This window comes from Nereida ignava (genome assembly GCF_001049735.1).
GTDB lineage: Bacteria > Pseudomonadota > Alphaproteobacteria > Rhodobacterales > Rhodobacteraceae > Nereida > Nereida ignava.
In genome coordinates this window covers 1-13,497 of record NZ_CVPC01000011.1, presented here as the reverse complement: position 1 = coordinate 13,497, position 13,497 = coordinate 1, and the positions used below count along the sequence as shown (strand labels likewise).

General features: G+C 52.9%; 14 protein-coding genes and 1 pseudogene. 12 read left to right on the top strand and 3 right to left on the bottom strand.

Annotation, left to right across the window (positions count from 1 at the left end; all coding sequences use genetic code 11):
- Positions 1–24: 24 nt before the first annotated feature.
- From mreC to NIG5292_RS09925, 5 genes are read left to right on the top strand one after another with little or no spacing between them, the layout of a single operon-like run.
- Positions 25–939 carry a rod shape-determining protein MreC gene (gene mreC / locus NIG5292_RS09945; RefSeq protein WP_048599391.1) on the top strand — a complete coding sequence of 305 codons (915 nt, stop codon included), beginning with the start codon at positions 25–27 and terminating at the stop codon, positions 937–939.
- Positions 932–1,471, top strand: coding sequence for a hypothetical protein (locus NIG5292_RS09940; RefSeq protein ID WP_048599390.1), 540 nt, complete (start codon positions 932–934; stop codon positions 1,469–1,471). The genes mreC and NIG5292_RS09940 overlap by 8 nt, the downstream gene beginning before the upstream one ends.
- Complete coding sequence (mrdA, locus tag NIG5292_RS09935; protein WP_048599389.1) at positions 1,468–3,417, top strand: penicillin-binding protein 2; 1,950 nt, start codon at positions 1,468–1,470, stop codon at positions 3,415–3,417. Before NIG5292_RS09940 ends, mrdA begins: the two co-directional genes overlap by 4 nt.
- Positions 3,414–4,553: a rod shape-determining protein RodA gene (gene rodA / locus NIG5292_RS09930; protein ID WP_048599388.1), complete on the top strand. Its 1,140-nt coding sequence runs from the start codon at positions 3,414–3,416 to the stop codon at positions 4,551–4,553. The genes mrdA and rodA overlap by 4 nt, the downstream gene beginning before the upstream one ends.
- Positions 4,554–5,480, top strand: a complete 927-nt coding sequence (locus tag NIG5292_RS09925) for a 2-hydroxyacid dehydrogenase (protein WP_048599387.1) — start codon at positions 4,554–4,556, stop codon at positions 5,478–5,480.
- Positions 5,481–5,526: 46 nt separating this feature from the next.
- Here the strand turns inward: NIG5292_RS09925 and coaBC are convergent, their stop codons facing one another.
- Both coaBC and NIG5292_RS09915 read right to left on the bottom strand, forming a co-directional pair.
- Positions 5,527–6,720: a bifunctional phosphopantothenoylcysteine decarboxylase/phosphopantothenate--cysteine ligase CoaBC gene (gene coaBC / locus NIG5292_RS09920; protein WP_048599386.1), complete on the bottom strand. Its 1,194-nt coding sequence runs from the start codon at positions 6,718–6,720 to the stop codon at positions 5,527–5,529.
- A gap of 127 nt (positions 6,721–6,847) precedes the next feature.
- Positions 6,848–7,726: an RNA polymerase factor sigma-32 gene (locus NIG5292_RS09915; protein ID WP_048599385.1), complete on the bottom strand. Its 879-nt coding sequence runs from the start codon at positions 7,724–7,726 to the stop codon at positions 6,848–6,850.
- Between the two features lie 87 nt (positions 7,727–7,813).
- Between NIG5292_RS09915 and cobU the strand changes: the two genes are divergently transcribed.
- The 3 genes from cobU (at position 7,814) to NIG5292_RS09900 (ending at position 9,858) form a co-directional block, all read left to right on the top strand.
- A complete protein-coding gene (gene cobU, locus NIG5292_RS09910) occupies positions 7,814–8,353 on the top strand; it encodes a bifunctional adenosylcobinamide kinase/adenosylcobinamide-phosphate guanylyltransferase (protein WP_048599384.1) in 540 nt (179 codons plus the stop codon).
- On the top strand, positions 8,350–8,895 hold the full coding sequence (locus tag NIG5292_RS09905) for a histidine phosphatase family protein (protein ID WP_048599383.1): 546 nt from the start codon (positions 8,350–8,352) through the stop codon (positions 8,893–8,895). Before cobU ends, NIG5292_RS09905 begins: the two co-directional genes overlap by 4 nt.
- 78 nt (positions 8,896–8,973) lie before the next feature.
- The gene (locus tag NIG5292_RS09900) at positions 8,974–9,858 is read left to right on the top strand and encodes a glutathione S-transferase (RefSeq protein ID WP_048599382.1); all 885 of its coding nucleotides are present in this window, start codon (positions 8,974–8,976) and stop codon (positions 9,856–9,858) included.
- Between the two features lie 324 nt (positions 9,859–10,182).
- Here NIG5292_RS09900 and NIG5292_RS09895 read toward each other — a convergent pair whose 3' ends face one another.
- Positions 10,183–10,737, bottom strand: coding sequence for a recombinase family protein (locus tag NIG5292_RS09895; protein ID WP_048599381.1), 555 nt, complete (start codon positions 10,735–10,737; stop codon positions 10,183–10,185).
- A gap of 255 nt (positions 10,738–10,992) precedes the next feature.
- Here NIG5292_RS09895 and NIG5292_RS09890 point away from each other — a divergent pair, with 255 nt between their 5' ends.
- The 4 genes and pseudogenes from NIG5292_RS09890 to NIG5292_RS09870 all read left to right on the top strand — a co-directional run.
- On the top strand, positions 10,993–11,277 hold the full coding sequence (locus tag NIG5292_RS09890; protein WP_048599380.1) for a hypothetical protein: 285 nt from the start codon (positions 10,993–10,995) through the stop codon (positions 11,275–11,277).
- 447 nt (positions 11,278–11,724) lie between these two features.
- Positions 11,725–12,820 (top strand): annotated as a pseudogene (locus NIG5292_RS09880) (IS3 family transposase).
- A 58-nt stretch (positions 12,821–12,878) separates the two neighbouring features.
- Positions 12,879–13,166 (top strand): transposase, encoded by a 288-nt coding sequence (locus tag NIG5292_RS09875; RefSeq protein WP_048599378.1) that lies wholly within the window; start codon positions 12,879–12,881, stop codon positions 13,164–13,166.
- A gap of 11 nt (positions 13,167–13,177) precedes the next feature.
- Positions 13,178–13,497 (top strand): IS3 family transposase (locus tag NIG5292_RS09870; RefSeq protein ID WP_144412755.1); only part of this gene is annotated, 320 nt, incomplete at its 3' end.

Here is a 13,497-nt window from a genome sequence, read left to right as displayed (position 1 = left end):
TCTTCATCACCAAAGGGGTGACCCTTGGCACGAGACCGCACCACGGCTGACGATTATTCCCGCCCCCTCCGGCGTATGCTTGTGGGGATTTTGGTGGTGTTGTTGCTTGGGATGTACTTGCTCTGGCGCATCGATAGCCCGCGTGTTGAACGGCTGCGCATCGCGATGATCGACCGTTTTGTACCGTCAATGGATTGGGCCATGGCACCGGTGACGGGGCTTATCAATATTGCGCGGGATTTTCAAAGCTACACCCGTATCTATGAGCAAAACCAAGACCTGCGCCGTGAATTGCAGCAGATGAAAGCGTGGCGTGAGGCCGCGTTGCAGCTTGAGCAAGAAAACGCGCGCCTCCTTGATCTGAACAAAGTCCGTATTGATGCGAAGCTGACCCATGTGACGGGTGTTGTCACCGCCGATAGCGGCTCGCCGTTTCGCCAATCAGTGCTGCTGAACGTTGGGGCACGCGATGGCATTATGGACGGCTGGGCCACGATGGACGGCATTGGCCTTGTTGGGCGGATCAGCGGCGTGGGCCAAAACACGTCGCGGGTGATTTTGTTGACAGATACCAACAGCCGCATTCCCGTGACAATCCAGCCATCCGGTCAGCGCGCCATTCTGATGGGCGATAATGAGGCGGCGCCAACTCTTGAGTTGATCGAAAATCGCGATCTGGTGCGCCCTGGTGATCGCGTTGTAACAAGCGGCGACGGCAAAGTTTTCCCTGCCGGTTTGTTGGTAGGTCAAGTTGCTCAAAGCCCCGATCGCCGTTTACGCGCGCGGCTTGCAGCAGATTACGAACGGCTGAAGTTTCTACGCGTTTTGCGCAGCCACGACGGGGAACTGATCGAGGACCAAGGTACCCTGTTGGCTGGCCCCAAAATGCAGCAGAGCGATGAAAAGGCAGATGCACAAACGGGGGCCACAGATGGCTGATGTCTCGCTCAATCCTAAATGGGGCTATCGGTTTTTGCTTTTACTGTTGTGCGCAGTCATTCTGTTTTTAAACCTTTTGCCAATCAACACAGCGCCACGGGCATGGGGTGCGCCTGATTTAATCGCGTGTCTGATATTTGCGTGGACCCTGCGCCGTCCAAGTTATGCCCCAACGATCTTGGTCGCTTTGATCGCATTCAGCGCGGACATGATCCTGCAACGCCCACCGGGTCTTTTTGCGGCAGCTTTTCTGGTCGCCAATGAGTTTTTGCGCAGTCGTGCCGCAGACATCAGCACCGGCACATTTACCGTTGAATGGGCTTATGTTGCGCTGGCACTAACCGCCGCTGTGCTTTTTGAGCGCGTGCTGCTCAACATCACTTTGGTCGACACCAATCCGCTCCGCCTTACGCTGACCCAACTTGTGATCACTTTGCTGGCCTACCCCGCCGTTGCTGCTTTTTGCCACTTTGCCCTGAAGCTGCGGTTTCAATCACCCTCCGATGTGCGGATGGAGGGGGCGACTCAATGAAGAAACCCCGTAAAGATCCCTCCGAGAATACCGGTCTCACCACGCGGCGGGCCGTCATCATGGGTGGCGCGCAACTGGCCGTTATGGGCGTTTTGGGACTGAGAATGCGCGAGTTGCAGGTCAAACAGGCGGATCAATATCGTCTTTTGGCCGAAGAAAACCGCATCAATATTCGGTTGCTGCCCCCCGCACGCGGCCAGATATTCGACCGCACGGGCTTTCCGATCGCGGTGAATGAGCCGAACTACCGCATCACGATCGTGCGTGAAGATGCGGGCGACATCGACGAAGTGCTCTATCGGCTTTCGCGGATCGTATCGCTCAGCCCCGAGAAAATTGATGAGACCAAAGCCGAGCTAAAGCGCCGCTCTCCGTTTGTGCCGGTGACAATTCTGGACCGGCTAAGCTGGGATGATGTGGCCGAGGTGTCCGCAAACGCGCCTGCTTTGCCTGGTGTTACCGCTGATTTGGGCCTTTCGCGCGCATACCCTATGGGGGCCGATTTTGCCCATGTGATTGGCTACGTTGGTCCTGTGTCGGACTTTGATCTTAACCGCATTGAGGACCCTGATCCGCTGTTGCAGATCCCACGTTTTCAGATTGGCAAAACGGGTGTTGAGTTAAAAGAAGAGCGTGAGCTGCGCGGTAAAGCCGGCACCAAACGCATCGAAGTTAACGCCGTGGGCCGTGTGATCCGTGAGCTGGACCGCGAAGAAGCGCTTGCGGGACAAGACATACAGCTGACCATCGACACAGAGCTTCAAAACTGGGTGCAAGCGCGCCTCGCCGGGGAGGCCGCATCCGCAGTCATTATGGATGTGCAGACCGGCGATTTGTTAGCAATTGGCTCTGCGCCCACGTTTGACCCCAACTTGTTTGTTCGCGGGATTTCCACCACCGACTACAATGCCCTGCTGAATGATCCCTACCGCCCGTTCAGATCGAAAGCAGTGCAAGACATTTACCCACCAGGGTCCACGTTCAAAATGATCACTGCGCTTGCCGCTTTTGAAGCGGGGCTTGTGGATGCCAATGAAACTGTGCGCTGCGTCGGGCATAAAGAAGTCGCGGATACACGGTTTCATTGCTGGAAGCGCGCGGGCCACGGCAATGTGGATTTGTTCAAATCAATCACCGAAAGCTGTGACGTCTACTACTACGATTTGGCTCTTCGGGTGGGCATCGACAATATCGCCGAGATGGCGCGCAAACTTGGGGTTGGTGTCCGTCATGATATCCCGATGTCTGCGGTGGCCAGCGGACTGGCGCCTGACAAAGCGTGGAAGCGTGAAGTGCGCGATCAAGATTGGCGCATCGGCGACACGGTCAACGCCTCAATCGGGCAAGGGTATGTCTTGTCTTCCCCGCTGCAACTGGCGGTTATGACAGCGCGCCTCGCAACAGGAAAAAGCGTTGAGCCACGCTTGATCAAATCCCGTGACGGCGTTGAGACAGATATCTCGGGCGGTCAGGACCTTGGCATCACGGGCAGTACCCTCGATACAATTCGCCGGTCCATGTATGCTGTTTCAAACGAGCGCCGTGGGACCGGATACCGCTCAAGAACCGTAAATGCTGCGTTCAAAATGGCTGGAAAAACCGGTACCAGTCAGGTCCGGCGGATCACTGCGGCGGAACGTGCACGGGGCGTCACGCGCAACCAAGACTTGCCATGGGAGCGGCGTGACCACGCGCTTTGGGTCAATTATGCGCCTTTTGATAACCCTCGGATCGCTGTCAGCGTGATCGTGGAACACGGCGGTGGTGGGTCAACTGCAGCCGCACCAATTGGCCGCGATATAACTCTGCGTGCGCTTTACGGAGACACACCGCCGCTCAGCGCCTACCCCAATGCCGCCCGCGCTGATGTGCGCAACACGTTCCGTCAGATGGAGGCGCTTTTGCGCAGCCTTGATAGTGACCGCAATCAGGGGACAAAAGCATGAGCTATCTTGAATACTCTGTGCGCCAAATCCCCACAGGTCCGCGCAAATTGCTGTATCTGAACTGGCCTTTGGTTCTGATGATCACAGCCGTCGCGAGCATCGGCTTCTTGATGCTTTATTCGGTGGCTGGTGGGTCGTGGACACCTTGGGCAATGGCCCAAGTTCAGCGCTTCGCCTTGGGCATGACCTTGATGTTCATTGTCGCCATGGTTCCCATTTGGTTTTGGCGCAATACCGCAGGATTGGCATTTGTGGGAACGCTAGTGTTGCTCTTGATCGTTGAGTTTTTGGGCGACGTCGGTGGTGGGTCACAACGCTGGATCGACCTTGGCTTTATGCGGCTGCAACCCTCGGAACTGGCCAAAATCACCCTCGTGATGTTGCTTGCCGCCTACTATGACTGGCTACCCCGCGAGAAAACCTCGCGGCCATTTTGGATTGTCGTACCCCTCTTTTTCATCATGCTACCGGTCTTTTTGGTGTTGCGACAACCAGACCTCGGAACATCGCTTTTGTTGATCATGGGCGGCGGTATGATGATGTGGTTCGCCGGTGTGCACTGGGGATATTTTGCAGCTGTGATCAGCAGCGCAGTTGGGGTCGTATTTGCTGTTTTCCAATCACGCGGCACCGATTGGCAGCTTTTGAAAAACTACCAATATGACCGCATCGATACCTTTCTTGACCCTTCATCCAACCCACTTGGCACCGGATACCACATCACCCAGTCCAAGATTGCTCTCGGGTCTGGCGGCTGGACCGGACGGGGCTTTATGCAAGGTACCCAATCGCGGCTTAACTTTTTGCCCGAGAAACACACAGACTTTATTTTCACCACGCTGGCCGAAGAATTCGGCTTTGTAGGCGCGTTTTCATTGCTATTGCTCTACGGGCTGATTGTTATTTTTTGTGTGATCTCAGCGGCCAAAACAAAAGACCGTTTTGCACAATTGGTCAGCCTTGGAATTGCCGGTACGTTCTTTTTGTTTTTCGCCGTCAACATGGCGATGGTGATGGGGCTTGCACCAGTGGTCGGTGTCCCGTTACCGTTGGTAAGCTACGGCGGATCAGCCATGTTAGTGCTGCTCGTCGCATTCGGAATTGTGCAATCCGCACACGTACACAGGGCACGATAAATGAAGATCATCTTTGCAGGTACTGACGACCATTGGAGCCACTATCAAACCACCCTACCTGCGGCCTTCAAACGCGCCGAAATTAATGCGTCAATCACCCGTGATCTTGACACCCATGACGCAGACTACATCGTTTTCGCACCCAATGGACCATTAAGTGACTTCACGCCCTACACCAAAACTAAGGCCGTCCTGAACCTTTGGGCCGGTGTCGAAACGATTGTTGGCAATGCAACTCTGACCCAACCGCTGGTGCGGATGATTGACCACGGTCTAACCCAAGGCATGGTCGAATGGGTCAGCGCCCATAGCCTGCGTTATCACGTAGGAATGGATGCTCATATTCACGGCCAAGACGGGACATGGCGCAACACAAGTTGGCCGACCTTGGCTGAGACACGCCGCGTCACGGTCCTTGGCATGGGGGCCTTGGGAACGGCCTGTGCCCAAGCTTTACGATCAATTGGGTTTCCCGTCACCGGTTGGAGCCGTACACAAAAAACCATCGATGGTATAAATTGTCTTTCAGGTGACGCGGGCCTGGATCAAGCACTTCGCACCGCTGATATTCTTGTCCTGCTCCTGCCGCTCACAGATGAAACGAACAATCTGCTGGACGCAGAAAAACTAGCTCTGCTGCCGGACGGTGCTTTCCTGCTGAACCCCGGCCGCGGGCCCTTGATCGATGACGAAGCGCTGCTTGCTGCACTGGACAAAAATATCGCGCATGCGACCCTTGATGTGTTCAACACAGAACCATTGCCAACGGATCACCCATATTGGGCGCACCGCCAAGTGACTGTCACGCCCCATATTGCCAGCGTCACACGCGCGGCCACGGCTGCGGATGCGATCGCACGCAATATTGTTCGTATCGAAAATGGCGAAACGCCTATCGGCCTTGTGGACAGAACAGCAGGGTACTAACGAAGCCCGCTTTTCTCTTGTTCAAAAGTATCCAAACGGCACGGTGTTAAGCCAAAGCATCACTCATTAGCTGGGCGAGACGCTGTGCGACTTGCGTCTTATCCATCCGCGGCCAGCTATCTGCACCATTCTCAGAAATTATGGTCACAGCGTTTTCACCGCCCCCCATGATGCCCGTTTCAGGTGACACATCATTGGCGACGATCCAGTCGCACATTTTGCGCGCCCGTTTTGCCGTTGCATTGGCAATCACATCATCTGTTTCCGCCGCGAACCCCACAACAAGAGCTGGCCGCCCCTCAGTCATCTGTGAAACACGTGCCAGAATGTCTGTGTTCTCTGCAAACTCCAATACGGGAAGACCACCAGCAGTTTTCTTAATTTTCCTGTCGCTCGCGGAAGTGACCCGCCAATCCGCGACGGCTGCGGCAAACACCGCTGCCTGTGCTGGCAACGCTGCATCCACCGCATCGGCCATTTCGCGTGCAGTTGTGACCGCAACCACACGGACACCTTCAGGTGCCGGTACATCGGCGGGCCCCGTGATAAATGTCACATCCGCGCCAAGGGCAGCCAAGGCGCGCGCAATCGCTGTGCCCTGTGCACCGCTTGAACGGTTGGCAATATAGCGGACAGGATCAATCGGCTCGTGGGTCGGACCCGACGTGACAATGACGTGTTTTCCCGACATTGGTCCAGATGCAAGCGCGCTGGCCGTAGCCTCAATGATCTGCGGCACCTCTGCCATGCGGCCCGCGCCAAATTCGCCACATGCCATGCCACCCTCTTCGGGCCCTACAAACAAAATACCGTCAGTTTTCAACGTCGCCAAATTGCGCTGCGTCGCGGGATGATCCCACATTTTTACGTTCATTGCAGGGGCAAGGAGCACAGGCTTGTCCGTAGCCATCAACAAAGTCGAGGCCAAATCATTGGCCAATCCCGCCGCCATCTTGCCCATCAAATCAGCTGTCGCCGGTGCAACCACCACCAAATCCGCCGCTCGTGACAACTCAATGTGACCCATCTCGGCTTCCGCCGTCAGATCAAACAAGTCTTGGTGCACTTTGCGCCCTGCAAGCGCTGACACGCTTAGAGGCGTCACAAATTCGCTGCCTGCGCGTGTCAAAATAGGCGTGACCTGCGCACCCGCATCTTGGTAACGCCGGATCAACTCAAGCGATTTATAAGCGGCAATCCCACCACCGATGATCAACAGAATATGACGTCCAGACAGCATAGGCGGCCTCCCTTTGGCAACAGATGTAGCCATAGCGCCGCAAAGTGACAAACCCAAAACAGCAAAAGCGCCCAGTCACCGCGTGACTGAGCGCTCTTGCTTTAGCCTTAAAGACGGGACCCTGACATCACATCAAAAAGGCAGCAACCTCTCCGCTTTTTGCTTCAAGCGACTTGCGCATCTTGCCAAATGCCGCCGCTTCAAGCTGCCGTACGCGTTCTTTTGAAAGGCTCAGCTCGGTGCCGAGGCTTTCCAACGTGCGCGGATCATCACGCAACTTGCGTTCACGCACGATGAACTGCTCGCGCTCGTTCAGCGCGCTCATGGCTTCCATAAGCCACGTCCGCATGCAGCTCATATCGTGCTCATATTCCACCCGCTCAGCCGCCTGGGGACTGTCGTCTTCAAGCGCATCAATCCACTCGCGTCCCTCATCCTCGGTGGACTGCGTCGCGTTGAGCGAGAAATCAGAACCGGACAAACGTCCCTGCATCATCTCTACGTCGTGGAGCGGCACACCGACTTCGGTCGCGATCATGGCGCGCAATGTATGCCCTTCAAGCTTTTCACCAACCGCAGCAGCTTCACGCTCAAGGCGGGCTTGCACACGGCGCATGTTGAAAAACAGTGACTTTTGGCTGCTTGTCGAACCTGTCCGCACCATGGACCAGTTCCGCATCACATGGTCTTGAATGGACGCTTTGATCCACCAAACCGCATAGGTTGAAAAGCGCACGCCGCGGTCAGGATCGAATTTATCAGCAGCCTTCATCAAACCAAGAGACGCCTCTTGAATCAAATCATTCATCGGCGCGCCGTAGCGCTTGAACTTTGACGCCATCGAGATGGCCAGCCGCATATAAGCAGTGATCAAGCGGTGAAGAGACTTTTCGCAGCGCTGATCGCGCCACGCATATGCCAGACGCAATTCCGTCTCAGCATCGAGTAGTTCTGCTTTCATCGCCCGGCGAGAAAAGGATTGATCCGCGTAGCCATCAAATGCCATGTCTTAACCCCTGTTTTGCAGTCTGTGCGGCGGCTTGATCCGCTGCTATTGTACTGATTACGCGGGGCATTCAGGGTTGGATCACTAATGGTGCAGAAAAACTTGTCAAAAATAACTTTTGTCCTAGGCGGAGCAGCTTCAGGGAAATCTATCTTTGCAGAAACCCTATGTGTTAACAGTGGGTTAACCCAGATTTATCTGGCGACATCCCTAATTTGGGATGATGAAATGCGCGCAAAAATGGAAGCACACAAAATTCAGCGTGGTCTTGATTGGCAAACCATCGAAGAGCCGCGCGATATTGCAAAGGCGCTGCTGGCAGCACCTGCGGGCAGTGTTGTGTTGGTTGATTGCCTGACCATGTGGCTCAACAACATCATGATGGACGACGATAGTCCTGACAGTTGGCGCGCACCCTGGGCCCAAGTTGAAACGGTGCTGGCTGACTGTGCTGCACATATTGTGTTTGTCAGTAATGAAGTCGGCCAAGGCATTGTCCCCGAAAACGCGCTGTCCCGCCGGTTTCGCAACGCGCAAGGCAAGCTCAACCAAGCGGTCGCAGCACGCGCAGACACAGTGGTGAACGTGATCGCAGGTTTGCCGCAAATTCTGAAAGGCGCCCTATGACCCTTTATATGGTGCGGCACGGTCCCACCCACGCAAAAAACATGGTTGGCCACGCGGATATTCCCGCTGATCTGAGCGATACCGCCGCCCTCAAGCGGTTGTCCGAGTATTTACCAGACGTGCCCGTCATTTCATCGGACCTAGTGCGCGCAAGTGCAACAGCGGATGCCATTCAAGCTAACCGCACACGTCTTCCCCATGACCAAGGATTACGCGAGATTGACTTCGGCGATTGGGATTTGAAGCGTTTTGACGAGATAGAAGACCAGGATCACATCCGTCAGTATTGGGAAAACCCCGGCAGCATCGCGCCACCAAACGGTGAAAGCTGGAACGCGGTTTACCGCCGTGTTACGGCATCAATTGACGCACTTCGCCCGCACGGCGATTTGATTGTCGTGTGCCACTTTGGGGTGATCCTGACCCAAGTTCAGCGGGCCCTTGGAATCTCCGCCTACGAGGCGTTTGGGCACAGGATAGACAATCTGTCTGTGACCCACATCGACGATGAAGCTGCACCCGTTATCAATTTCTGTCCCTAAGTTATCCCAGCTGAAATTACGTCTATGAGCGGAACGATTGCCACTGGCATAACCATATAAACCCCGTAGACTTATGGGATGAAATATCAGCTCACCATTGGCAATCGTCTGTATTTTAGTTGGTCCATCGCGGCCGTAATGATGATCGAACACGCGGGATTGATGGAGTTGGTCGACATCATCACTGTCTACCCCGATCATGAAGCAGACGTAAGACCACGCATCCCACATCTGGCACCTGCGCGCACTTTGCCGACCTTAACACTTCCCTGCGGAACGCAGCTTGGGGACTCGATGGCCATGGCAGAAGAGCTGGCCAGCCGTCATCCAGACCGCAACATGTGGCCCCAGGACCCCAAGGCCCGCGCGATTGCGCGCTACTTGGCAAACGAGATGCATTCCAGCTTTGGGGCATTGCGCAGCAGCTGGCCCGTGAACCTGCGGCATAGTTACAAAGGGTTAACCGCACCTGAGGATGTCCAAGCCGAGCTGGACCGGCTTGACCTGATCTGGACACACGCGCGTCAAACAACGGGCAGCCAGACCCCGTGGCTGTGTGGTGAATATAGTATCGCAGATGCAATCTATGCGCCGATGGCGACCCGGCTCACCACGTATGGTTTTGAGCTTGGCCCAACATCACAGGCTTATGTCAGTGCACATTTGAGCGACCCTGCCCTGCGCCGGTTACGGGCGGCGGGTCTTGCAAAAGGTGCAGTGGTTCAGGACTGTGAAAGGGACTTTGAACGTGCGCCTTGGTCTTTCGTGCCCGCACAGATCGGAACCGCGACACAGGACGGTTCGCAAACTGTGAATACGCACTGCCCCTATTCTGGCAGGCCCGTTGAACACTTTATGCGGCTTGGTGATCATACATACGGATTTTGCAATGCAATGTGCCGCGACAAAACCATGTATGATCCCGAAGCGTGGCCAGAGTTCATGGGAATTTACCAATCGTAAACCATTAACCGCACATACCTAAACATAAGCGCGCTGCCGGTACGTGGTGCGCATTTGGTTAACAAGTATAACGGTAAAGAAATGGTTGCGCGCACCTACACGGTTGCATTTGAAGGTGTCGAAGGGCGGCTCGTTGAGGTGCAATGCGCTGTGACGGCCGGTATGCCGTCGTTCTCAATTGCAGGGTATAATTGTAAACCTTTTTCTCGAGAACTATATCTTGGATGATTTAGGCTTCAAGCACTAAAGATGTCTTCACGACCCAGAGTTTACTGCCCCTCAGTGGAGCGCTACAGCCCTCTGGCGGCACTTCCTTTTAAATCATCAAGCCGCCTTATTAAGGATACGATGGACTGACATCCGTGAGATGCCCATCTTATCAGCTATCTTGTATGTGGAAAGACCCTCAGCCTTGAGCTTGCGTACTTCTTCACGATCAATAACTGTTGAACGCTTTCGATCTTTATAAACGCCACGGGCTTTAGCTTTGGCTATGCCTTCCGCCTGACGCTTGCGAATAATGTTGCGCTCAAACTCAGCAAACGCACCCATCATTTGTAGTTGTAGTTTAGCGAAGGCATCATCAGCACCTGCGTTAAATGTCAGCCTCTCACTCAAGAACGAGATCGCAACACCTTTGTCGTTAAGCTGACTAATGATGGACTGTAGATCACGCAGGTCTCTTGCTAGTCGATCAATAGAGTGAACCTTAATCGTGTCACCATCACGAGCATAATCAATCATGGCCAATAGTGCTGGCCGATCAGATGCACTTTTACCTGATAGCTTTTCCTCAAAGACCTTATCAAGCTCACCCAAATCCTGACGATCTGTTGACTGAGCTTCAGAACTGACGCGCTTATACCCGATTAAAGACATCACATACCTCTTTGGTAACATTTGAATCTAGTATATCCTGATTCTAGTAACAAGTAAATCAAATAAAACTATAATGTTACTATCATATAGTAACATTCATCAGTCATCTTTAAGTGCACTAAGATGTTACGGTCACTGGAGCATGAGCCATCTACTTCTTCACTAATGATTAAAACCTAGCCTAATATTTATAGTAGTCTTCACGAATAAATAATGTCAGGTTTAACCACCTAAGAATTGTGAAAGGAGAATATTATGGCATTTACCACCATCTCGCATTGGACATCGGACGAAATGAGCGATGAAATGATCTCAACTGCTACTACGAAGTTCATACCCTTAATTATGAGCGTGGGAGCTAGCGGAGTACAAATGGTTCGTACTGGCGAACTAACTGTGTGTGTCGTTACACAGTATTCTGATGCAGCAACGGCTCAAGCTGCCCAAGCAAAAATTGCAGAGATCAGAGAACAGGTTGCACAAGAATTTCCTATGACAATGCAAAGCGCACATGCAGGAGAAGTCATCGGTAGCGCCTGACTGGGTTAAATCAAAAGAAACTAGAAAGTGGGGGAGTTAATTGAGCGAAGAGACTTCCCCCTTCAATGGAAACAGGCCCCTCAGTGGAAATTAAAACCCACGGCAACGCACATGGCTAAACCCCTGATAATGCTTCGTAACCCAGTAGGTCACACCACAGGCTCTATCCCTTCGATAGAACGACAATCAGTTAATACCCTGTAATCATTGGATATAGCATACCTCAGTTCACTATAATAAGGCGCATATTGGTCAGTAATCTGGTCAGTAATTGGTAGAGATACATGTGGGATTGAGTTTTCACCAAAGACCCTGCCCAAATGTAACCTTTAGGAGGTAAGATGGACTTAGAAGAGGTTTCTGTTGAGAGATGCATTGTCGAACTGACCTGCGCCCCAAAAACTCCTCCAAAATGATGTAGAGTCTGCCCAACAAAAGGACAGACCAATGAAGAAGCGATTCACAGACGAACAGATAATATCCATCTTGAAGGAACAGGAGGCTGGTGAACGGACTTCAGATGTTTGCAGGCGGCATGGGATCAGCCAAGCGACCTTCTACAAATACAAGGCAAAGTACGGTGGTATGGAACCATCAGATGTTCGTAAACTGAAGGCGTTGGAGAGCGAGAATGCAAAGCTGAAGAAGTTGTTGGCGGAGCAGATGCTAGATAACGCTATGCTTCGGGATGTTAACTCAAAAAAGTGGTGACGCCTGATGGAAGAAGACAAGCCGTGGCGCATCTTTGTGAGGCGCACGGAGTGTCCCAACGTCGGGCGTGCTGTGTGTTACAGGCTGACCGTTCAAGTGTTCGATACAATTCCAAGCGGATTGATGATGCAGAACAGCGTGAAGCTATCAAGCGTATTTCCAAAGAACGTAGGCGTTTCGGATATCGCCGCATTAACGTCATGTTGCAACGCGAAGGCATTCACAGAACCACAAGAAGCTAAGGCGTATTTATGCGGAAGAGAAGCTGCAAGTGCGCCGCCGTGGCGGCCGTAAGCGTGCCTTGGGGACACGCCGACCTATGGAAGTACCAGATAGGCCAAACCAGCGTTGGAGCTTGGATTTCGTGTCAGATGCATTCACAGACGGACGCAGATTTCGTATTTTGACAGTTGTTGATGATTTTACCAAAGAGAATGTCTTGCTAGTTCCTGACACATCAATATCAGGTTTGCGCGTAACACGGGAACTGGATCAAGCTTTTGCAGAACGCAAAATGCCAGAGACGATTGTTTCGGACAACGGCACTGAATTCACCAGTATGGCGATCCTAAAATGGGTGCAGAATAATGGCATAGATTGGCATTACATCCAGCCAGGTAAACCTACACAAAACGCATTTATCGAAAGCTTCAATGGCAAATTGCGTGATGAATTCTTGAACGAAACGTTGTTTGCTTCCCTGCATGACGCACGCGAAGAACTGACCAAGTGGCAGGACGATTACAACAATTGTAGGCCACACTCATCAATAGGAAACTTAACACCATCAGAATTTGTGGAGAAAATTAAGATGGACAAACTGGCCGCATGACGGTGTCTTGGCCCCCTAAAACTGTGCCACTATTTGTTGACTAAGGGAGTGACAGAGAATGGCACGGAAACGGTATTCACATGAGGATGCACTGAAGTTATTGCGCGAGATTGATGTTCATTTGCATGATGGGTTGGATGTTGTGGGCGCGTGTCGCAAGGCGGGTATTTCGGACAAGACCTATTACTATTGGCGCAAGAAGTTCGGTGGTCTAGGGCGACCGCAGCTCTCAGAAATGAAAGCACTGAAGAAGGAAAACGAGCGGCTGAAGAAAATCGTTGCGGACCTCCAACTGGACAAGCTGATCTTGAAAGAGAGCCTCGATTATTTAAAGCCGAAGGCCTGACGGTTGATGGGTTGCGTMAGGCCGTAATCCATACCCGCCAAAGACTTGATACGTCAGAACGGCGCACATGTGCGGTTCTCGGCGTCTCGCGTTCTGGCTTGCATTACAAAACGAAGGTTCAAGGTGATGACGCATTGCGCTTGGCCATGATCCGCCTTGCCAAGCAGTATGGTCGGTACGGATATCGAAAGATCGCTGAGTTGCTGCGGATCGAAGGTTGGCACGTCAATCACAAGAAAGTTGAGCGTTTATGGCGCGAAGAAGGGCTGAAGCTGCCAGAGCGGCATAAGAAACGAAGGCGGCTGTATCACAAAGACAGTTCGGTCATCCG